The sequence below is a fragment of the Nonomuraea sp. NPDC003754 genome (assembly GCF_053605785.1).
The window spans coordinates 1-21,230 of the sequence record NZ_JBSGJX010000016.1; the positions used below are offsets into that span (position 1 = coordinate 1).

Here is a 21,230-nt window from a genome sequence, read left to right on the forward strand (position 1 = left end):
TCGCGCGTGCTCCCTTCTGCCCCACCCCCCTCGGGGGGCCGCTCCTGTGAGGAGCGGCCGCACGGTTCACTGGTCAGGAGCTCCTGCGGGCTGCCCGCGTCCAGAGCCTGATGTTCTCCAGCCGGTCGAAACCGTCCAGGATTCCCTCGCCCATGCCCCTGATCCGCCGCAGGGCCGAGGGCGGCAGCAGCGCCGCGCGCAGGCGCGTGCCGCGCGAGACGCTGGCCGCCAGCGCCCGCCGTATCGTCCGCAGCTCCCTCTTCATCGGGGCGATCTCCCCCGGGTCGCGCGCGAACAGCAGCCGCTCCACCGCTGAGGCGATGACGGCGATCGCCGCGCCCGCCTCGGCGCCGAACTCGTACTGCTCGGTGAGCCTGCGCGCCAGCGCCCGCGGGGTCTCGCTCGGCAGCCGCGCCATCCCGTAGTCGTACAGCACGTCGTCGAGTTCGGCCCAGGCCGCGGCCACCGAGGTGTCCACCCGCCCGGCTCTCGCCGTGACCTCGTCGGACGGCCCTGAGACCTTCCAGCTCAGCGTCCGCACCCTGCGGTTCCTGATCACCAGCCGCAGCAGGGCGGGGATGAGCAGGATCACCAGCACTCCTGCCACGGCCAGCGCGATCCACACCCACAGCGGGGTGGTCTCCACCGACGTGACGGGACCGCTGTAGATGCCCTCGGGGTCGAGCTCCCTCAGCCTGTCCCTGCTGTTGGGCGCGGCGGTCGGGCCGTCGCCGCTCTCGGCGGCGCTCGTGCTCGGGTCGCTGCTCGGCGTGCTCTCGGCCGGCCTGGGCAGCGTGTAGTCGGGGACGCGGGCGGTGCCCTGTCCCGCGCTGCCGGCGGGGGTCGGCTCGAAGGCCAGCCAGCCGACGCCCTCGAAGTAGAGCTCGGGCCAGGCGTGGGAGTCGTGGGTGCGGACCTCCCAGCGACCCTCCAGCTTGGTGCCGCCCGTGTAGCCGATGGCGACCCTGGCCGGGATGCCGATCGACCTGGCCAGCACCGCCATCGCCGAGGCGAACTGCTCGCAGTAGCCGGCTCTGGTCTGCTCCAGGAAGTTCGTCAGCGCCTCGGTGTCGTGGCCCTGCGTGGCCAGGCTGTAGGTGAAGCCGCCCGTGGTGGTGAAGAACCGCTGCAGGTTCACCGCCGCCTCGTACGGGGACTCGCTGTCCTTGGTCACCCGCTGCGCCAGCTGCCTGATCTGCGGCGGCAGGTCGGGCAGCTTCAGGTAGCGCTCGCCGACCGCCGGGTCGACGGTCCTCGGGGCGGCCTCCAGCTGGTCGGCGCTCGCGTCAGGCTCGGTGCTGACCACCTGGTAGCGCAGGCCGCCCGCCAGGTCGCCGGGGGAGAAGACCATCAGGGAGTCGACGTCCGCGCGCCAGTCGCCCTCCGCCCGCACCAGCTGGGGCGGGTACGGCAGCGGCAGGAACTGCAGCTGCGTGATGTCCTCGCTGACCTGGATGTCGGTCTCGACCCGCGTGGTCTTCGTCGTCGGGGCGAGCCCCGGCGGCGGCGGCAGCGGACCCTGGTCCACCCTGTTCTCCGGGCTGCCCTTCGACTTCATCGTCCAGCGCTGGCCGTCGAAGACGTCGAGGGAGTAGATCCTGAGATAGCGCGGGGCGTCGTCGCTGCTGGTGTAGGAGAGAACGGTGTTGTTCTCCGGCAGCTGCAGCCGCCCCTTCAGGTCGGCGACGGGGTCGGGGATGCTGATGGAGTCGCCCCGGCCCTTGCCCGAGCCGCCCACCCCGAACCCGAACAGCGGGTCAGGCTCGAGCGTCGGCAGCAGTGCCGGCAACGCCACGGCCAGCGCGATCGCGGTGAACCCGATGCGCTTGCCCGACAGGCGCAGCCCGCGCGTGTCGGCCGACTCGTCGGCGTCCGTGCCGGCGGCGGCGCGGCTGCGCCGTACCAGGACCGCCCGGCCCCAGTGGCCGACGCGCTCGCGGCCGTCGGCGATCAGCAGGCTGGTGAACCCGAGCGCGCCGAGGATGAACGCGGCCCAGCCGATCGGGTCGGGCAGCACGGCGGCCGGCACCGTGAACAGCGCCAGCAGCGGCAGCCCGGCCAGCGCCGCCCTCCGCAGCCTGGTCACGAACAGGTCCACGACGATCGCGATGACCCCGACGCCCGCGGTGGTGAGCATGGCGATCGGCGGGTCGTCCGGCACCGGCGCGGCATAGCGCTGGATGTCGGCGAAGCCGGTGGTCAGCAGTTTGACCAGGGCCAGCGCCGACTCCTTGGTCGGCACGAGCAGCGCCCAGGCCTTGTCACCGGTGTAGGCGGCGGTCAGGTAGATGCCGAGCGCCGTCAGGCCGAGCAGCGGCGCGGCCCAGCCGGGCAGGGTGAGCCTGCTGGCGATCACCCCCGCCGCGGTGACGGCGATCACCGCGCCGAGCGAGCCCCACAGCCACGCGCCGCCGTCGAACAACGGGTAGAGCGTGAGCGAGACCGCGAGGGTGGCCACACCCGACCAGATCGACAGCCTCATGCCGCACCTCCCACGGAGAAGCGGGACTTGACGCCCGCGCTCTGCCAGACCGCAGCCAGCGGCGTGGCCGCGGGCAGGGTGACGATCCGCCAGCCCGATCCGGTCAGCACCGCCTCGACCGCCTGCCTGCGCTCGGTGGAGCCGTAGTCCTTGACCTCCCAGCCCTCCACGTCCAGCAGGACGGCCACGCCGGTGGCGCTGCCGTGCCTGACCTTGGCCAGTTCCCTGGCCTCCTCGGCGTCCATCGCGCCGACCACCGCGACGATCAGGCCGTCACCGCCGCCCTGGCGCAGCGCGGTGATGCCGAGCTCCAGCGAGCGGGCCGGGCTGGTGCGCACGACGGCGAGCGTGTCGAGCAGCGACCAGCTCACCCCGGTGTCGCTCAGGTGCTCGGGCCCCTGGTCGGTGACCAGGCGCAGGCCCAGCCCCTCACGCGCCAGGTGCAGGCCGATGGAGGCGGCGGCCGAGACGGCCACCTCGAAGGAGGAGCGGGGCCCTTCACCCCGGTGGGCGTGCCGTCGGGTGTCGAGCAGGAGCGCGCCGCGGCTCTGCCACTGCTGCTCCTCACGGCGCACCATCAGCTCGCCGTGACGCGCGGTGGAGCGCCAGTGCACCCGCCGCAGGTCGTCGCCCTGCCGGTACTCGCGCGGCGCGACGTCGTCGTCACCGGCCGCCGCCACGCTCCTGGTACGGCTCTCGCCCCCGCCCGTCCACTCGCCAGACAGCCGCACGTGCGGCAGCGCCTCGACGTGCGGGGTCACCACGAGCGTGTCGGCGATGGTGAAGGACCGGGTCAGTTCGACCAGGCCGAACGGGTCGGTGATCCGTACCGACAGGGGGCCGATGGTGTAGCGGCCGCGCAGGTCGGACCTGACCCGGTAGTCGACCTCCCTGATCCCCCTCGACTCCACCCGGTCCAGCACGAACCTGGGCCGGGCGCCGAGCGCGTAGGGGACGGTGTCCTCGATGAGCAGCAGCCCGGTCGGCAGCCGCGTGACGTTCTCCAGCCGCAGGGTGACCGTCGCCTCGCCGCCCACCTCCGTCCTGGGCGGGTCGAGGCGCCGGGCGCAGGCCAGCCGGTAGCGGGTCCGTGCCACGACCAGGGCGGCCAGCAGCGGCAACGCGATGATCAGCACGCCGATCCTGAGCAGGTCGTGCTCGCCCAGCAGCAGCGCCATCAGCAGCGCGGCCACACCCGATGCCAGGAACGACCGGCCCCTGGAGGTGAGCGCCCGCAGTCCCGCGATCACGACGCCCGAGCCTCCGGCACGGGCACTCGCCTGACGAGCTCGGTGACGACCTGCTCGGGCATCCGGCGCTGGCCCTGCGCCTCGATGCTCGGCAGCAGCCGGTGGGCGAGCACGGGAACGGCCAGCTCCTGCAGGTCGTCGGGGATCACGTAGTCGCGGCCGGACAGCGCGGCGTGGGCCCTGGCGGCGCGCACCAGCTGCAGCGTCGACCGGGGCGAGGCGCCGAGCCGCAGGTCCGGGGTGTGGCGGGTGGCCGTCACCAGGTCGATGGCGTACTTCTTGACCGGCTGGGAGACGTAGACGCCGCGCACGGCCTCGATGAGCGCGCGCACCTCCGCGGTGGTCGCGACCGGCTCGAGCTTGTCCAGCGGCGAGGTGCCGCCGTGCACGTCGAGCATCTCCAGCTCGGCGGCCGGCTCGGGGTAGCCCATCGCCACCCGCGCGGTGAAACGGTCGCGCTGCGCCTCGGGGAGGGGATAGGTGCCCTCCATCTCGATCGGGTTCTGGGTGGCGATGACCATGAAGGGGGCGTCAAGTCCGTAGGTGACGCCGTCGACCGTCACCTGGTGCTCCTCCATGCACTCCAGCAACGCCGACTGGGTCTTGGGCGAGGCCCGGTTGATCTCGTCACCGACCACGATGTTGGCGAAGACCGGGCCCGGTTTGAACTCGAACTCCCGCGTCTGCTGGTTGTAGGCGCTCACTCCGGTGATGTCGCTCGGCAACAGGTCGGGGGTGAACTGCACCCGCCGTACGGGACAGTCGATGGACCGGGCCAGCGCCTTGGCGAGCATCGTCTTGCCCACGCCGGGGACGTCTTCGATCAGAAGGTGTCCCTCCGCGAGCAGGACGGTCACTGTCAGCCGGACGGCATCGCTCTTGCCCTCGATCACCGACTCGATCGCCTGCCGGATCCGGTGTGCGGTGGAGACCAGCTCGTCGAGCTGGCGAGGGACGTCATGGGTTACTGCCACCAGGCCTCCATGAGAGAAGTGCAACGGCTTCCCCGGGCGAAGGTGCTTTTGGGGCGCCTTGCCATTCCTTTTCATTGTGCGTACGACCCTACGACGGCGGGCATCCTTGGGCGACTTTTACGGATATCGGGGAACAGCCACAGTGTTCAGGTGGTCCATCCGGTTCTTGTCGCATAGTGGTGCGAATCCGGTGACACGGCCCTCCACTTTCCCCACGGGCCGCCCCGCCATGCGGTATTCACCGACCCTTTCGGCGTTCGACACGCCCGCGCCGCCCGCGGGCCGTCCGCCGCCCCCCACCCCGCTCCACCGCTCTGACCTGCGTAAACGCTGATCGAATGGCGACCGAAGAGGGTTCGAATCAGTTGACGGTGGGGAGAAGTGGAGTATGGTGGTGCGCAGTGGAGGGCAGGTGCACCAGCACTGAGCGCTTCACGAGGCACGGGAGGTGGGGCCGGTGTTCCTCGGCACCCATCAACCGCGTCTGGACGACAAGGGACGGCTGTTCCTGCCGGCTAAGTACCGTGAGGAGCTGGCGGAGGGTCTTGTGATCACCAAAGGCCAGGAGCGATGCCTCTACGTCTTTCCCGTGGGGGAGTTCCAGCGCATTACCGAGGCTCTCAGCACCGCCCCGGTCACCGCCAAGGCGGTCCGGGACTACAGCCGCGTCTTCTTCGCCAGCGCGTCCGACGAGACTCCGGACAAGCAGGGGCGCATCACGATTCCCCAGGCCCTGAGGGCATATGCGGGTCTGGAGCGTGACTGCGTGGTCATCGGCGCCAACACCCGGCTGGAGATCTGGGCCCAGCAGGCCTGGGAGACCTATCTGGCCGACCAGGAGCAGGCTTTCGCCGATCTGTCGGAGGAGGTGCTGCCAGGGATTCTCTAGTCACGGCCGATCCGTCGGTGATGTCGTTCGGCGAGGTCTCCACCCGCAACCACTCGCCCGCCAGCTGATGCACCTTCCCCGGTGTCAGATGGCAGGCGTCCACGAAGCGGGTGCGGATGGGGACCTGGCCGGGCGGCTACGGGTGGGGACCTGGCGACGGGGCACCGGGATCGAGCCTTAGCGTCATCCGCGAGTATGGACGCATTCTTAGTTGGAGGGGGGTTTCAGCAATGCACGTGGAAGGCAACGCTGCGGGCACGGGTGGTCACGTTCCCGTGATGCTCGAGCGGGTCCTGGAACTCCTCGCCCCCGCGCTGGCGGGCCCGGCGCCGGTGGTCGTCGACGCCAACCTCGGCCTCGGCGGTCACTCCGAGGCGCTGCTGGCCGCGCATCCGGCGCTGCACCTGGTCGGGATCGACCGCGATCCCTTCGCCATCGACTTCTCCACGCGCAGGCTCGCGCCCTTCGCCGACCGCGTCACGCTGGTCCACGCCTCGTCCGACGAGCTGGCCTCGGTGTTGGCGAAGGCGGGCCGGCCGGTGGTCGACGGGGTCCTGTTCGACCTGGGCGTCTCCTCGCCCCAGCTCGACGAGGGCGAACGGGGCTTCGCCTACTCCTACGACGCTCCCCTTGACATGCGGATGGACACCGAGCAGGCGCTCACGGCCGAGGAAGTGGTCAACACCTACTCCGCGGCCGAGCTGACCCGCATCCTCCGAGATTACGGAGAGGAAAGGTTCGCACCGCGTGTCGCGGGGCTCATTGTCAAGGAAAGGGCCAGGGAAGCCATAACGTCGACTAAGCGGCTCGCGGACATCGTTCGCGCGGCGATTCCCGCCGCTACCCGACGCACCGGTGGCAACCCCGCTAAAAGGACTTTTCAGGCGCTGCGTATCGAGGTCAACGCGGAGCTGACCGCCTTCGAGGCGGCGCTTCCCGCGGCCCTCGACGCGCTGGCGCTCGGTGGGAGAGTCGTCGTGCTCTCCTACCACTCCCTCGAGGACCGGCTGACCAAGCAGGTGCTCGCGGCGCGAACCAGGGACACCAGCCCCCCGGGGCTGCCCGTCCCGCTGCCGGCTCACCAGCCGCGGTTCCGCCTCCTGACGAGGGGAGCAGAGCTCCCGACTGACGAAGAGCTCGCCCGCAATCCGCGGGCGGCCTCGGCCCGGCTGCGGGCGGCAGAGAGGATCCGTGTTGACGAGGACTGAGCAGGAGATCAGGCGGGGTGCGCCCGTCAGGGGCGGCGTGCCCAGGACCGCTCCGGCGAGGACCGGCGTGCGCGAGCAGGACGCTTCGCGCGCGCCCAGGCCGGCCGTTGACCGGCCGATCGGTCAGCGGCCGGCCCCGGCGCAGGACGGCGCGCCGGTGCGCGTGCGGCGGCCGATGCCGCGCAAGCAGCGCGCCCCCTTCGTGCTGCTCGTCGTCGGCCTGCTGTGCGGTGGCCTGGTCAGCCTGCTGCTGCTCAACACCGTCCTGGCTCGCGACTCCTTCACCGCCAGCGAGCTGCGCGAGCAGATCGCCGAGATGCAGCGGCAGTCCGACAGCGCCAAGCGGAAGATCGCCGAGCTGGAGCAGCCCGGCAGCCTCGCCGAGGCCGCGGAGCGGCAGGGGCAGGTGTCCGACCCCGACGTCAACGTTCTCTACCCGGGTAAGTCGGGCGCGGACAGGTGAGAGAGACAGGCGGCAGGGGTCAGGGCCCCGGCCGCGGTGGTGGCGGCGCCGGCTCTCAGGGAGGGCCCGGCGCCGTTCGTCGTACGCCGGGCGGTCCCGGACGATCGGGACGGCAGGGCGGCACCGGATCCGGACGCTCCGAAGGGCCGCGCGACGAGCCGCCCCGCCGCAGGGACGGCGAGCCGGGCCGGCCCCGCCGTGGCGACGCCGACGGGCGCCCGGGGCCGGCCGACCGTCCGGGTGGTGAGAACCGCACGCCGTCCGACCGGCGAGCGGGTGAGAACCGCACGCCCTCCGACCGGAGATCGGGCCAGGACGGCCGTCCCCGACCGGCCGGCGCCGAGCCCGGAGGTCCGGGCGGGTCCAACCGGCGCGGGAACGACCCTTTCGAGCTGCCGCGCGGCCTGACCGGAGCCGACGCCAGGGACGCCAGGCGCGGCCGCGGCGAGGCCACCGTGCCCGGCCCCCGAGGCGAGCAGCGTCGCGAACCCCGCCCGCCGCACGGCAGGACCTCCGGCCGGCTTCCGGGCGGGTCCCAGGGCCAGCCGCAGGGCCCGCGCCGGCAGCCGCGCAGGCCGCCGCCCCCACCGAGGCCGCCACGCCCGCCGCTGGTGCTGCGCCTGGGCAACCCCCGCCGGCGCCTCAACATCGGCCTGATCGGCATGACCTTCATCCTGTCGATCTTCGCCGGGCGGCTCATCCAGCTGCAGGGCCTCGACTCCAAGATCTACGAGGCCAAGGCCGCCGACCAGCGGGTGATCAGCGAGGTCATCCCCGCCAAGCGCGGCTCCATCACCGACGTCAACGGCCACGAGCTCGCCGTCACGGTCGAGGCACGAGAGATCGCGATCGACCCGAGCAAGGTCCGTCCCGAGCAGTACGCCAAGGTGACCTCGGTGCTGGCCAGGGAACTGGGCAAGCCCGAGGCCGACATCCTGGCCAAGCTGGCCAGGACCACCTCGCGCTACGAGCTCATCGCCCGTGACGTCGACCCCGTGGTCGCCGACAGGGTCCTCGACCACGGGCTGCCGGCCGTCACCACGAAGAAGACCTACCGCAGGACCTACCCGGCAGGCGACTTGGCCGGCACGCTCATCGGCTTCGTCGGCGACGACGGCGCCGGGCTCGAGGGCGTCGAGCGGATGCGCGACTCCCGGCTGGCGGGCCAGGACGGCAAGCAGAGCGTGGAGCAGGGCCGCGACGGCCAGCGCATCCCGATGACCCGCAGCCAGCGCCAGGCCCCGGTCGCCGGTCGCGACGTGCGCCTGACCATCGACCGCGACATCCAGTGGGCCGCCCAGAAGGCCATCACCGAGCAGGTCGCCGCCAGCGGCGCGATCAGCGGCACCGCGATCGTCATGGACGTCAGGACCGCCCAGATCATCGCCATGGCCAACGCGCCCGAGCTCGACCTGAACAACTGGCAGAAGGCGTCCGACACCTCCTACGTCAACCGGGCCGTGGCCGAAGTGTTCGAGCCGGGCAGCACCAACAAGGTCATCACCGCCGCGGCCGCGATCGAGGCGGGAGCCGTACGTCCGGACACCACCTTCCGCGTCGCCGACCACATCAGGTGCGCCGACCAGACGCTGCGCGACTCCCACCCGCACAAGACGGAGACGATGACGTTCAAGAAGGTCGTGGAGACCTCCAGCAACGTCGGCACCATCCAGGCCGCGCGCAGGGTCGGCGACCAGCGGCTGTTCGAGATGCTCAAGGGCTTCGGCTTCGGCGTCCGGCCGGGGGTCGGCCTGCCGGGCGAGGAGGCGGGCCTGCTGCCCGACTACAAGGGCTGGTCGGGCACCCAGCGCTGCACGGTCGCCTACGGCCAGGGCGTGTCGGTGACCGCCCTGCAGACCGCCAGCGTCTACCAGACCATCGCCAACGGCGGGGTCAGGGTGCAGCCGCAGATCGTGGCGGGGGAGACCGACGAGCACGGCAGGTTCGTCCCCGCCAAGCCCGGCAAGCAGACCAGGGTGGTGAGCGAGCAGACCGCCGGCGAGATCGCCTCCATGCTGGAGGGTGCCGTCAGCGCCGAGGGCACGGGTACGCTGGCGGCCATCCCGGGCTACCGGGTGGCGGGCAAGACAGGCACCGCCAACCGATACGATCAGCAGTTGGGCCGTTACAACGGCTACACCGCCTCCTTCGTCGGTTTCGCTCCCGCGGACAAACCCGAGCTCGTGGTCCTCGCGGTGGTGCAGAAGCCGGCCAAGGACATCTACGGCGGGCACATCGCGGCCCCTGTGTTCAAGGACGTGATGACGTTCGCCATCAAGAGCAGGAAGATTCCGCCCACAGCCCCGACCGCGTCGCCCGCGCGGATCGGCACCGGACAGTGAACAGGGAGGGTACGCTGCCGCCGTGCGTCCCCCGTCGTCTATGCGTCCCACGTCCAGCCCGCCTCGACCGCTGAGCGGGCTGGCCACCATGCTTGACGCTCCGTCAGGCAGCTCCCGCTCACCGCTGGCCGCGGTGACCGGCGTCACCATCGACTCCCGCCAGGTCGGGCAGGGCGACCTCTACGTCGCGCTGCCCGGCAACACCGCCCACGGCGCCGACTTCTCCGCCCAGGCGATGGCGCGAGGGGCGGTCGCCGTCCTGACGGATCCGGCCGGCCGCGACGCCGCCGTCGCCACCGGCCTGCCGGTGCTGGTCGTCTCCGAGCCGCGCTCCCTGCTCGGCCAGATCTCCTCCTGGGTGTACGGCCAGCCCAGTCACGACATCTGCGTCCTGGGCGTGACCGGCACCAGCGGCAAGTCGACCACCACGTTCCTGCTGGAGGCGGGGCTGCGCGCGGCCGGCCACACCACGGGCCTGGTGGGTGGCGTCGAGATCCACGCCGGCGACCTGGTCATCCAGCCCAAGCTGACCACGCCGGAGGCCTCCGACCTGCACGGCCTGTTCGCGCTCATGCGCGAGCGCGGCGTCACGGCGGCCGCGATGGAGGTCTCCAGCCACGCCCTCGCCCTGGGCAGGGTCGACGGCGTCTTCTACGACGTGGCGCTCTTCACCAACCTGTCGCAGGACCACCTCGACTTCCACAAGGACTTCGACGACTACTTCGCCACCAAGGTGAGACTGTTCCAGCCCGAGTTCAGCAGGACGGGCGTGACCAACCTCGACGACCCCCACGGGCGCGAGCTGCTCCAGCTGGCCAAGATCCCGATGACCACGTTCTCCGCCACCGGCGACCCCGCCGCCGACTGGCGCGCCTTCGACGTCAGGTTCGGCTCCGACGGCAGCGCCTTCAGGGTCGTCGGGCCCGGCGGCGTCGAGGAGGACGTGGCGATCTCGCTGCCCGGCCCGTTCAACGTCGCCAACGCCCTCGGCGCCATCGTGACGCTGGTCGAGGCGGGCGTCCCGGTGCGCACCGCCGCGCACGGCGTGGGCGCCATGACGGGCGTGCCCGGCCGGATGCAGCGCGTCACCTCACCGGGCGAGGAGTTCCAGGCGATCGTCGACTACGCGCACAAACCCGGCGCCGTCGAGTCGGTCCTGACCTCGCTGCGGTCGGTGACCACCGGCAGGCTGACGGTCGTGCTCGGCTGCGGCGGCGACCGTGACAAGGGCAAGCGTCGCCTCATGGGGGAGGCCGCCGCGAGGCTGGCCGATGTGGCGATTTTCACCAGCGACAATCCGCGCTCGGAGGACCCGCTGGCCATCCTGGCGGCGATGATGGACGGAGCGCTCCAGGTGCCGCGCGAGCGACGCGCCCACGTGATCGTCGAGCCCGACAGGGCCGCGGCGATCAGGCTGGCGGTCGAGACGGCCGAGCGCGGCGACGTGCTCGTCGTGGCGGGCAAGGGCCACGAGCAGGGCCAGTACATCTCAGGCGACGTGATCCCCTTCGACGACAGGGCCGTGGTCGCCGAGGCGATCGACGCACGCAAGGAAAGCAGGAAGAACCTATGATCCCGATGCCGCTGGCCAGGATCGCCGAGATAACCTCCGGCGCCCTGTCAGGCATGACGGACCCACGCGCGGTGGTGCGCGGCCCCGTCGTGATCGACTCGCGGGCCGTCGAGCCGGGATCGCTGTTCGTGGCCATCAAGGGCGCCCGCGTCGACGGCCACGACTTCGCCGACCAGGCGATGGCGGCCGGCGCCGTGGCCGTGCTGGCCACCAGGCCGCTGGCGGCGCCCTCGGTCGTCGTGGCCGACCCGGTGCGGGCGCTGGCCGACCTGGCGAGGGCCGTGGCAGGCGCGCTGCCGTCCGCCACCGTGATCGGCCTCACCGGCTCGGCGGGCAAGACCACCACCAAGGACCTGCTGGCCAGGCTGACCGCCCGCATGGGCCCCTCGATCGCGCCGGCCGGCAACTTCAACAACGAGATCGGCCACCCGCTGACCGTGCTGCGGGCCGAGCACGAGACCCGCTTCCTGGTCCTGGAGATGGGCGCCCGCCACGCGGGCCACATCGCCGACCTGGTCCGCATCGCCCCGCCCCGCATCGGCGTGGTGCTCAACGTCGGCACCGCGCACCTGGGCGTGTTCGGCGGCAAGCAGGCCATCGCCGCCGCCAAGGGCGAACTGGTCGAGGGGCTGCCCGCCGACGGCGTCGCGGTGCTCAACGCCGACGACCCGCTGGTGCGCGAGATGGCCGGCCTTACCAGGGCCCGGGTCACGCTCTTCGGCCAGGCCGAGGACGCCGCCGTCCGCGCCGATGACGTCACCGTCGACGAGCGCGGACGCGCCTCGTTCACGCTGCGCACCCCCTCGGGCGCCGCCCACGTGGCGCTCAGGCTCCACGGCGCGCACGCCGTGGAGAACGCGCTGGCCGCCGCGGCCACCGCCTACGAGCTCGGCCTGCCGCTGACCACCATCGCCGACGAGCTGTCGCAGGCCGAGCCGCGCAGCCGGTGGCGCATGGAGGTCACCGACCGCGCCGACGGCGTCACCGTGATCAACGACGCCTACAACGCCAACCCCGACTCCATGCGCGCCGCCTTCGAGGCGCTCGCCGTCCTCGGCAAGGGCCGGCGCCGCTTCGCCGTCATCGCCTCGCTGCGCGAGCTCGGCGAGGAGAGCGAGGCGCTGAACGAGGGCGTCGGCCGTACGGCGGGCTTGGCGGGCCTGTCCGGGCTGATCGTGGCGGGCCCCGACGCCGAACCCGTCCTGCGCGGAGCGGCCGCGGGAGCGGCGGAGTCGGCCGCGCGCGGCGGACCTGGCGAGCCACCGATCGCGCACGTGCCGGACGCCGAGGCCGCGGGCGCCCTGCTGGCCGAGTGGCTGCGGCCGGGCGACGCCGTGCTGGTGAAGGGGCCGCGCGCGATGGACCTCCAGCGCACCGCCGAGCTGGTCCTCGGGAGGGTCACCAAGTGACCAACATCATCATCGCCGGCGCGGTGGGCCTGATCCTGTCGATGCTCGGCACCCCCCTGGCCATCAGGCTCTTCTCCCGGCGCGGCTACGGCCAGGAGGTCCGCGACGACGGCCCCGAGGCCCACCTCAGCAAGAAGGGCACGCCCACCATGGGCGGCACCGTCTTCGTGCTGGCCGCGCTCATGGCCTACGCCGCCTCCCACCTGGCCATGCTCGAACCGCCGACCGTGTCCGGCCTGCTGGTGCTGTTCCTCATGACCGGCCTGGGCATGGTGGGCTTCCTCGACGACTTCATCAAGATCTACAAGCAGCGCAGCCTGGGTCTGCGCAGCGGCGCCAAGGCGCTCGGCCAGCTCATCGTCGGCGCCGTCTTCGCCGTCCTGGTCGTGCGCTTCCCCAACGTCTACGGCATCACGCCGGCGCAGACGAAGCTGTCGTTCCTGCGCGACTTCGGCCCGTCGATCCCCATCGTGCTCTTCGCCGCGTGGGTCATCTTCATGATCGTCGGCTTCTCCAACGCGGTGAACCTGACCGACGGCCTCGACGGCCTGGCCTCCGGCGCCACCGCCACCGTGCTCGGCGCCTACGTGCTGATCGGCAACTGGCAGCTGCGCAACAACTGCATCGACAACCTCGGGCCCAACTGCTACTGGGTACGCGACCCGCTCGACCTCGCGGTCGTGGCGGCCGCCGTGCTCGGCGGGCTCATCGGCTTCCTGTGGTGGAACGCCCCGCCCGCCCGCATCTTCATGGGCGACACCGGCTCGCTCGCGCTCGGCGGCGTGCTGGCCGGCCTGGCCATCACCACCCGCACCCAGCTCCTGCTGGCGATCCTGGCCGGGATGTGCGTCATCATCACGGTGTCGGTGATCATCCAGGTCGGCTTCTTCAAGATGACCGGCAAACGCGTCTTCCGCATGGCTCCGCTCCAGCACCACTTCGAGCTGAAAGGATGGGCGGAGACCACGATCGTGATCAGGTTCTGGCTGATCGCGGGTCTGTGCGCGGCCGTGGGTCTCGGCCTGTTCTACGTGGAGTGGATGCCCAAGCCATGATCGTCGTAGCGGGACTCGGCGTCTCCGGCACCGCCGCGGCGCGGGTGCTGGCCGCCCGCGGCGAGCGCGTGGTGGTGCTGGAGGCGGTCGACGGCGAGCGGCAGCGCGTCGTGGCGGGAGAGCTGGCCAGGCTCGGCGTCGAGGTGCGCTTCGGCTCCATGGAGCTGCCCGCGGAGGCGGGCGAGCTGGTCACCACCGGCTGGGCGCCGCACCATCCGCTGATCGCCGCCGCCCTCGCGGCGGGCGTCGAGGTGATCGGTGAGGTGGAGCTGGCGTGGCGGCTGCGGTCCGCGCAGGCCGCGCCGTGGCTGGCGCTCACCGGCACCAACGGCAAGACGACCGTGGTGCGCATGCTGACCTCGATGCTGCTGGCGGCCGGCCGCAAGGCGCTGGCGGTGGGCAACGTCGGGGTGCCCGTGGTGGAGGCGGTCGGCGGGCCGTACGACGTGCTGGCCGTGGAGCTGTCCAGCTTCCAGCTGCACTGGTCCGGCTCCCTCGCGCCGCACGCCGCCGCGATCCTCAACGTCGCGCCCGACCACCTCGACTGGCACGGCTCGCTGGAGGAGTACGCCAGGGCCAAGGGCCGCATCTTCGAGCGGGCGGGCACGGTCGTCTACAACGCCGACGACCCGATCGCCTGCGCGCTGGCCGAGCCGTACCGGCCGGCGGTGGGCTTCACCCTCCAGGTGCCCCGGCCCGGTCAGCTGGGCGTGGTGGAGGACCTGCTGGTCGACCGCGCCTTCGTCGCCGATCCGGTACGGCAGGCCGAGGAGCTGGCCACGCTCGACGACGTGCGCCCCTTCGCCCCGCACAACGTCGCCAACGCCCTGGCCGCCGCCGCCCTGGCCCGCACGGTCGGGGTGCCGGCCGAGGCCGTCCGCCAGGGCCTGCGTGACTTCGTGCCCGACCCGCACCGCATGGCCCACGTCGGCAGGGTCGGCGAGGTCGACTACGTCGACGACTCCAAGGCCACCAACCCCCACGCGGCCGCCGCCTCGCTGGCCGCCTACCCGTCGATCGTGTGGGTGGCCGGCGGGCAGCTCAAGGGCGCCGACGTCGACGACCTGGTCCGACGGGCCGCGCCCAGGCTGCGCGGCGCGGTGCTCATCGGCGTCGACCGGGCCGCGATCGCCGGCGCGCTCGCGCGACACGCCCCGGATGTCCCCGTGGTGGACCTCGCCGATCGCGACACTGGGGTGATGGACCGTGTCGTCACCGAAGCCGCCAGGCTCGCCGCCCCCGGGGACACCGTGCTGCTGGCTCCCGCCGCCGCCTCCCTCGACATGTTCGCCAACTATCCGGCCCGGGGGGAGGCCTTCGCGCGCGCCGTGGGCAAGCTGGGGGAGCGTTCGTGAGCACGACGGCCGACAACCCCGTCGACCGCCCGACCGGCTGGGTCAGGGAGCAGGCCGCCGGGCTCAAGGAGCTGCTCGACCGGCCGCTGACCACCTACTATCTGATCATCGGGTGCAGCGCGCTGCTGCTGGCGCTCGGCCTGATGATGGTGCTGTCGGCCTCCAGCATCGAGGCGCTGCAGAAGACCGGCGACCCGTTCTACTGGTTCGTCAAGCAGTCGATGTCGGCCGCGCTCGGCGTGCCCGTGATGTGGATCTGCTCGCGGCTGCCGCACCGGTTCTTCCGCTGGGCCGGCTACCCGCTCATGGCGCTGTCGATCATCGGTCTGGGCATCGTGATCTTCGCGGGCGAGTCGCAGCTGGGCGCGCAGCGCTGGATCGACATCGGGCCCATCTACCTGCAGCCGTCCGAGCCGGCCAAGCTCGGGCTGGCGCTGTGGGGAGCCGACCTGCTGGCCCGCAAGGCGCGTGGGGGCCGCATCGAATGGCGCCACCTGCTGATCCCGCTGCTGCCCGGCACCGCGATCCTGGCCGTCATGGTCATGCTGGGCCGCGACCTCGGCACCACGCTCGTGCTGATGCTCATCTTCCTCGCGCTGCTGTGGGTGGTGGGAGCGCCGCTGAAGCTGTTCGGCGGCATCATCGCGATGATGACGGTCGCCACCGTCTTCATGATCACGACTGAGGGCTACCGGTCCGACCGCATCACCGGCTGGCTCGACCCGTGGGGCCACGCCCAGGGCGCCGGCTACCAGGCCGTGCAGGGGCAGATCGCGATGGGCTCCGGCGGCTGGTTCGGCCTCGGGCTCGGCAGCAGCAGGGGCAAGTGGAGCTGGATCCCCCACGCGGAGAGCGACTTCATCTTCTCCATCCTCGGCGAGGAGCTGGGGCTGATGGGCACGCTGTCGGTGATGGCGCTGTTCGGCCTGCTCGGCTACGCGGGCCTGCGGGTGGCGATGCGCGTCAACGACGCCTTCATCAGGCTGGCGGCCGCGGCCGTGGTCGCCTGGGTCGCCGGGCAGGCGATCGTCAACATCGGCGCCGTGATCGGCGTGCTGCCCATCACCGGCATCCCGCTCCCGCTGGTCTCCTACGGCGGTTCGGCGTTGTTGCCGACGCTCGCCGCGCTCGGCATGTTGCTGTCTTTCGCCAAACGCGAACCTGGCGCCAAGGAGGCTCTGGCCGCGCGTGGCCCCGGACCGGCCGCGAGGGCTCTAAGCTGGCTGGGCCTGGGGGGTGCGCAACGGGGCCGACCGAGACGACCAACAAGGAATGTGCCGACTGGACGAGTCAGGCCAGATGCGGAACGTTAAGGCGGCACGTTTCTCATCAGTAGGGAGTAAACCGACATGAGGGTGGTCCTCGCCGGTGGCGGGACGGCCGGCCACATCGAGCCGGCTCTGGCCCTGGGTGACGCGCTGCGCAGGCTCGTGCCCGGCGTCGGCGTCACCTGTCTCGGCACGGAGCGGGGCCTGGAGACCACGCTCGTCCCGGCCAGGGGTTACGACCTGCAGCTGGTGCCGGCCGTACCACTCCCGAGGGCGCTGACCCCGCAGCTGCTGACCGTCCCTGGACGGCTGGCGGGCGCCATCAACGCGGCCGCCGGTGTCATGGACAAGGTCCAGGCCGACATCCTGGTCGGCTTCGGCGGCTACGTGGCCACCCCCGCCTACCTGGCGGCCAGGCGGCGCGGGCTGCCGATCGTGGTCCACGAGGCCAACGCGCGCCCCGGCCTGGCCAACCGGCTGGGCGCGCGGCTGACCGACCACGTCTTCACGGGCCACACCCAGAGCACCATGGCCAAGGCCGAGTACATCGGCATCCCGCTGCGCCGGCAGATCGTCGAGCTCGACCGGCTCTCCATGGGCGACAAGGCCCGCTCGTGGTTCGGGCTGCGCACCGACCTGCCGACGCTGCTGGTCTTCGGCGGCTCGCAGGGCGCCCGCTCGCTCAACCAGGCGGCGCTGGCGGCCGGTCCCACCCTGCGCCGGGCCGGCGTGCAGGTGCTGCACGTGCTGGGCCCGAAGAACGCCCTGGAGGAGGAGCCTCCGCCGGGCGACCCGCAGTACGTCGTGCTGCCCTACGTCGACCGCATGGACCTCGCCTACGCCGCCGCCGACTTCGCGCTCTGCAGGAGCGGCGCGCTCACCTGCGCCGAGCTGACCGCCGTCGGGCTGCCGGCCGCCTACGTTCCGCTGCCGCACGGCAACGGCGAGCAGCAGCTCAACGCCACCCCGATCGTGCAGGGGGGCGGCGGCCTCATGATCGACGACTCCGACCTTTCACCTGATTGGATCATCCAGAACGTGCTGCCCATCCTCCGCGACCCCGAGCGGGTCGCCACGATGTCGGAGGCCGCCGCCTCGATGGGGCGAAGGGACGCCGACGTCGCCCTGGCCCGCAAGGTGCTCGAGATCGCGGGAGGCCGCTCATGAACCTGGTGCGGCTGGTCGACCCGGTGGCCGCCGAAGACCTCGGCAGGGTCCACTTCATCGGCATCGGCGGCGCGGGCATGTCGGGGATCGCCCGCATCCTGCTCAAGCGCGGCGTCAGCGTCTCCGGCAGCGACGCGCGCAGCTCGGAGCTGGTGACGGAGCTGCGTGAGCTGGGCGCCACCGTCCACATCGGCCACGCCGCCTCCCACATCAAGAACGTCGACACCGTCGTGGTCTCCACCGCCATCCGCGACTCCAACCCCGAGCTCGGCGAGGCGATCAAGCAGGGCGTGCGGATCATCCCGAGGGCCGCCGCGCTCGCCTCGGTCATGGCCGGGCGCTCCGGCGTGGCCATCGCGGGCACCCACGGCAAGACCACCACGACCTCGATGCTCACGGTCGCGTTGCAGAAGTGCGGCGCCGACCCCTCCTACTGCGTGGGCGGCCAGCTCGTCACCACGGGCCTCGGCGCCGACGAGGGGTCGGGCGAGGTGTTCGTGGCCGAGGCCGACGAGAGCGACGGCTCCTTCCTCATGCTCGCCCCCGACATCGCGGTCGTCACCAACGTCGAGGCCGACCATCTCGACAACTACGGCGACCCGCGGGCGGTCCACGACAGCTTCGCCCGCTTCGTCGAGCGGGTGCGCCGCACGCTGGTGCTGTGCGTCGACGACCCGGGCGCCGCGGCGCTGGCCGAGCCGGCACGCCAGGCGGGCCTCAAGGTGGTCACCTACGGCGTGGCGGGCGACGCCGACTACCGGATCACCGGCGTGCGCCCCGACGGCTTCGGCGTCGTCTTTGAGGTCGCAGGCAGGGGCGAGGTCAGGTTGTCGGTCCCGGGCGCCCACAACGCGCTCAACGCCGCGTCGGTCATCGCCGTGGCCGACGAGCTGGGCCTGCCGTTCGAGGACATCAGAATGGGCCTGTCGGCCTTCACAGGGGCCAAGCGGCGCTTCGAGGCCAAGGGCGAGGCCGGCGGCGTGGCCGTCTTCGACAGCTACGCCCACCATCCGACCGAGCTGGTCGCCGACCTGCGCGCCGCGCATGACGTGGTCGCCTCCTACTCCGGCGACGGCAGGGTGATCGCGGTCTTCCAGCCGCACCTCTACTCGCGCACCAGGTTCTTCGCCGACGAGTTCGGCGTGGCGCTCGGCCTGGCGGACCAGGCCGTGGTGCTCGACGTCTACGGAGCGCGCGAAGACCCCGAGCCCGGCGTCTCAGGGGCCATGGTGGCCTCCCGGGTGCCGTTGCCCGAGGGCAGCGTGACCTACGCCCCCGACAAGGCCGCCGTGCCCGCCCTGGTGGCCGCGCTGGCCAGGCCCGGCGACGTGGTGCTCACGATGGGCGCGGGCGACGTGACCGAACTCGGCCCGAGGATCGTGGCGGAGCTGTCAGCCAGGTGAGAGCGCGTCAGGCGTTCGTGGCGTTGCTCACCGCGGGCGTGGTGGGCTCGACGGTGTGGCTGGTGTTCTTCTCGCCGGTCCTGGGCGTACGGTCGGTGGAGATCGTGGGAAATCTCACAGTCCCCGCCGACCAGATCAGGAAACAGGCCGCGGTCGCCGAGCTGCATCCGCTGGCCACCGTCGACCTCGACGCGGTCCAGGGCAGGGTGCTGCAGATCAGGCAGCTGGCCTCGGCGAAGGTCGAGCGGATGTGGCCGAGCACGCTCACCATCGAGGTGGTCGAGCGCCGGCCCGTCGCCGTCGTGCCGTACGGCGGCAAGGCGGCGCTGATCGACCGCAAGGGCTTCGTGACCGAGGTGCGCGTGATCGCCCCGCCCCAGCTGCCCGTCCTGCGGGTGGACCGGCCAGGTCCCGCCGACCCCTCGACCGTGGCGGCGATCAAGGTGATCGGGGAGTTGCCCGACAGCCTGCTGGCGCGCATCGACGAGGTGCGGGCCACGTCGCCCGAGGGCATCTCCTTCCGGCTGACCAACGGCCGCACGGTCGTCTGGGGCGGCGCCGACCGGATCGCGGACAAGGTCCGGGTGCTCGAAACGCTGCTCCGGCGCACGGCGACGGTGTATGACGTCAGTTCGCCCGACGTGGTGTCGATGAAATGAGATGGTGGTCGCGAATGGGACAGCGCGCGACACGCCGGACGGCCTTGCGGCGCGGTTAGTTGACCCGCCCGGTAGGCGACTCCTACTGTCCGTATCAATCCTCAGGTTGACATAAATCTGAATCTCAACTTGAGGTTGAGAGTTTTTCGAACAGCTGAAATGGCAAGTCAACGAGCGGAAAGGCCCCTCGTCGTGGCAGCACCGCAGAACTACCTCGCGGTCATCAAGGTCGTCGGCATCGGCGGCGGCGGAGTCAACGCCGTCAACCGGATGATCGAGGAGGGACTCAAGGGCGTCGAGTTCATCGCGATAAACACCGACGCCCAGGCGCTGCTGATGAGTGACGCCGACGTCAAACTCGACGTGGGCAGGGAGCTCACGCGCGGCCTCGGGGCCGGCGCCAACCCGGATGTGGGCCGCAAGGCGGCCGAGGACCACCGTGAGGAGATCGAGGAGGTCCTCAAGGGGGCCGACATGGTCTTCGTCACGGCCGGCGAGGGCGGCGGCACGGGCACCGGCGGCGCCCCCGTCGTCGCCAACATCGCGCGCTCCCTCGGCGCGCTGACCATCGGTGTGGTCACCAGGCCCTTCAGCTTCGAGGGCCGCCGCCGCGCCATGCAGGCCGAGGCGGGCATCGAGACCCTGCGCGACGAGGTCGACACCCTCATCGTGATCCCCAACGACAGGCTGCTGTCGATCTCCGACCGGCAGGTCAGCGTGCTGGACGCCTTCAAGGCGGCCGACCAGGTGCTGCTGTCGGGTGTCCAGGGCATCACCGACCTGATCACCACGCCCGGTCTGATCAACCTCGACTTCGCCGACGTGAAGTCGGTCATGTCCGGAGCGGGCTCGGCGCTGATGGGCATCGGCCACGCGCGCGGCGACGACCGCTCGGTGGCCGCCGCCGAGATGGCCGTCTCCAGCCCGCTGCTGGAGGCCTCCATCGACGGCGCCCACGGCGTGCTGCTGTCGATCGCGGGCGGGTCCGACCTGGGCCTGTTCGAGATCAACGAGGCGGCCCAGCTGGTCTCGAACGCCGCCGCGCCCGACGCCAACATCATCTTCGGCACGGTCATCGACGACGCGCTCGGCGACGAGGTGCGCGTCACCGTCATCGCCGCGGGCTTCGACGAGCTGGCCCCGGCCGACAAGCCCATGCTGCAGCAGACCCGCCAGCAGCCCAGGCCCGCGGCCGGCACGTCCCAGGCCGCGCCCGCCGTCTCGGCCCCCGTACGGCCCGCGCCCGCCCCGGCGCCGAGCGTGAAGGCCGAGCCGCCGCGCGTCGAGCCCCGCGTCGAGGTCAGGCCCGAGCCCCCGCGGCCCGAGCTGCGCGCCGAGCCGCGCTCCGACCTGCGGCCCGAGCTGCGTGCGGAGCCCCGTCCCGAGCCGCGTGCCGAGATCCGTCCCGAGCCGAGGCCGGAGCCGCGCCCCGAGCCGGTGCGCGCGGTGGAGACGCCGCCGCCCCCGGCGGTCGTCGCGCCGGAGGAGGAGCCGCCTCCGCCGGTGTCGATCCCGCGCCCCGCGCCCGAGGTGACCAACCCGCCGACCCCGATCTCCTCCCGCATGTCGGAGCCGCCCAGGCGGCCCAGGGTGGTCTTCGAGGAGCAAGAGGAAGAGCTGGACGTACCCGACTTCCTGAAGTGAGATTCCTCACCCGGTGAGGCCGGGGGAGGGGATCACACCCCCGCTGCGAGGCTCATGGGCCGTCGCGGTGGGGGTTCGGTGCGTTCGGA

16 protein-coding genes are annotated in these 21,230 nt (G+C 72.0%); 13 read left to right on the forward strand and 3 right to left on the reverse strand.

What is annotated here, in order from left to right:
- Positions 1 to 73: 73 nt before the first annotated feature.
- From ACWEVS_RS20810 to ACWEVS_RS20820, 3 genes are read right to left on the reverse strand one after another with little or no spacing between them, the layout of a single operon-like run.
- Complete coding sequence (locus tag ACWEVS_RS20810; RefSeq protein ID WP_452552844.1) at positions 74 to 2,482, reverse strand: transglutaminase family protein; 2,409 nt, start codon at positions 2,480 to 2,482, stop codon at positions 74 to 76.
- Entirely contained in the window at positions 2,479 to 3,732 is a 1,254-nt protein-coding gene (locus tag ACWEVS_RS20815) for a DUF58 domain-containing protein (RefSeq protein WP_449921020.1), read from the reverse strand. Before ACWEVS_RS20815 ends, ACWEVS_RS20810 begins: the two co-directional genes overlap by 4 nt.
- Positions 3,729 to 4,706 carry an AAA family ATPase gene (locus tag ACWEVS_RS20820; protein WP_354910315.1) on the reverse strand — a complete coding sequence of 326 codons (978 nt, stop codon included), beginning with the start codon at positions 4,704 to 4,706 and terminating at the stop codon, positions 3,729 to 3,731. Before ACWEVS_RS20820 ends, ACWEVS_RS20815 begins: the two co-directional genes overlap by 4 nt.
- Positions 4,707 to 5,163: 457 nt before the next feature.
- On the opposite strand from ACWEVS_RS20820, the gene mraZ reads away from it, so the two are divergent.
- From mraZ to ftsZ, 13 genes are all read left to right on the forward strand, one after another.
- A complete protein-coding gene (mraZ, locus tag ACWEVS_RS20825) occupies positions 5,164 to 5,595 on the forward strand; it encodes a division/cell wall cluster transcriptional repressor MraZ (protein ID WP_354910317.1) in 432 nt (143 codons plus the stop codon).
- A gap of 278 nt (positions 5,596 to 5,873) precedes the next feature.
- Positions 5,874 to 6,803: a 16S rRNA (cytosine(1402)-N(4))-methyltransferase RsmH gene (gene rsmH, locus ACWEVS_RS20830; protein ID WP_449921014.1), complete on the forward strand. Its 930-nt coding sequence runs from the start codon at positions 5,874 to 5,876 to the stop codon at positions 6,801 to 6,803.
- Entirely contained in the window at positions 6,790 to 7,266 is a 477-nt protein-coding gene (locus tag ACWEVS_RS20835) for a hypothetical protein (protein WP_449921011.1), read from the forward strand. The genes rsmH and ACWEVS_RS20835 overlap by 14 nt, the downstream gene beginning before the upstream one ends.
- A gap of 611 nt (positions 7,267 to 7,877) precedes the next feature.
- On the forward strand, positions 7,878 to 9,608 hold the full coding sequence (locus ACWEVS_RS20840) for a peptidoglycan D,D-transpeptidase FtsI family protein (protein WP_452415698.1): 1,731 nt from the start codon (positions 7,878 to 7,880) through the stop codon (positions 9,606 to 9,608).
- Positions 9,609 to 9,648: 40 nt separating this feature from the next.
- Positions 9,649 to 11,181 carry a UDP-N-acetylmuramoyl-L-alanyl-D-glutamate--2,6-diaminopimelate ligase gene (locus ACWEVS_RS20845; RefSeq protein WP_452415697.1) on the forward strand — a complete coding sequence of 511 codons (1,533 nt, stop codon included), beginning with the start codon at positions 9,649 to 9,651 and terminating at the stop codon, positions 11,179 to 11,181.
- Positions 11,178 to 12,590: a UDP-N-acetylmuramoyl-tripeptide--D-alanyl-D-alanine ligase gene (locus ACWEVS_RS20850; protein WP_452415696.1), complete on the forward strand. Its 1,413-nt coding sequence runs from the start codon at positions 11,178 to 11,180 to the stop codon at positions 12,588 to 12,590. Before ACWEVS_RS20845 ends, ACWEVS_RS20850 begins: the two co-directional genes overlap by 4 nt.
- Positions 12,587 to 13,645, forward strand: coding sequence for a phospho-N-acetylmuramoyl-pentapeptide-transferase (mraY, locus tag ACWEVS_RS20855; protein ID WP_354910333.1), 1,059 nt, complete (start codon positions 12,587 to 12,589; stop codon positions 13,643 to 13,645). Before ACWEVS_RS20850 ends, mraY begins: the two co-directional genes overlap by 4 nt.
- Positions 13,642 to 15,000, forward strand: a complete 1,359-nt coding sequence (murD, locus tag ACWEVS_RS20860; RefSeq protein ID WP_449921003.1) for a UDP-N-acetylmuramoyl-L-alanine--D-glutamate ligase — start codon at positions 13,642 to 13,644, stop codon at positions 14,998 to 15,000. The genes mraY and murD overlap by 4 nt, the downstream gene beginning before the upstream one ends.
- Complete coding sequence (ftsW, locus tag ACWEVS_RS20865) at positions 14,997 to 16,313, forward strand: putative lipid II flippase FtsW (RefSeq protein WP_449921001.1); 1,317 nt, start codon at positions 14,997 to 14,999, stop codon at positions 16,311 to 16,313. The genes murD and ftsW overlap by 4 nt, the downstream gene beginning before the upstream one ends.
- Before the next feature lie 36 nt (positions 16,314 to 16,349).
- A complete protein-coding gene (gene murG / locus ACWEVS_RS20870; protein WP_449920999.1) occupies positions 16,350 to 17,435 on the forward strand; it encodes an undecaprenyldiphospho-muramoylpentapeptide beta-N-acetylglucosaminyltransferase in 1,086 nt (361 codons plus the stop codon).
- The gene (gene murC / locus ACWEVS_RS20875) at positions 17,432 to 18,838 is read left to right on the forward strand and encodes a UDP-N-acetylmuramate--L-alanine ligase (protein WP_354910343.1); all 1,407 of its coding nucleotides are present in this window, start codon (positions 17,432 to 17,434) and stop codon (positions 18,836 to 18,838) included. The genes murG and murC overlap by 4 nt, the downstream gene beginning before the upstream one ends.
- Complete coding sequence (locus tag ACWEVS_RS20880; protein WP_354910345.1) at positions 18,835 to 19,497, forward strand: cell division protein FtsQ/DivIB; 663 nt, start codon at positions 18,835 to 18,837, stop codon at positions 19,495 to 19,497. The genes murC and ACWEVS_RS20880 overlap by 4 nt, the downstream gene beginning before the upstream one ends.
- A gap of 192 nt (positions 19,498 to 19,689) precedes the next feature.
- On the forward strand, positions 19,690 to 21,141 hold the full coding sequence (ftsZ, locus tag ACWEVS_RS20885; protein ID WP_452415695.1) for a cell division protein FtsZ: 1,452 nt from the start codon (positions 19,690 to 19,692) through the stop codon (positions 21,139 to 21,141).
- Positions 21,142 to 21,230 lie beyond the last annotated feature (89 nt).

Bases quoted from the DNA above. Each gene is read 5' to 3' on its own strand.
- ACWEVS_RS20845 (WP_452415697.1), top strand. From the start codon at position 9,649: ATGCGTCCCACGTCCAGCCCGCCTCGACCGCTGAGCGGGCTGGCCACC.
- rsmH (WP_449921014.1), top strand. From the start codon at position 5,874: ATGCTCGAGCGGGTCCTGGAACTCCTCGCCCCCGCGCTGGCGGGCCCG.
- murG (WP_449920999.1), top strand. From the start codon at position 16,350: ATGAGGGTGGTCCTCGCCGGTGGCGGGACGGCCGGCCACATCGAGCCG.
- ACWEVS_RS20850 (WP_452415696.1), top strand. From the start codon at position 11,178: ATGATCCCGATGCCGCTGGCCAGGATCGCCGAGATAACCTCCGGCGCC.
- ACWEVS_RS20810 (WP_452552844.1), bottom strand. From the start codon at position 2,482: ATGAGGCTGTCGATCTGGTCGGGTGTGGCCACCCTCGCGGTCTCGCTC.
- murD (WP_449921003.1), top strand. From the start codon at position 13,642: ATGATCGTCGTAGCGGGACTCGGCGTCTCCGGCACCGCCGCGGCGCGG.
- murC (WP_354910343.1), top strand. From the start codon at position 17,432: ATGAACCTGGTGCGGCTGGTCGACCCGGTGGCCGCCGAAGACCTCGGC.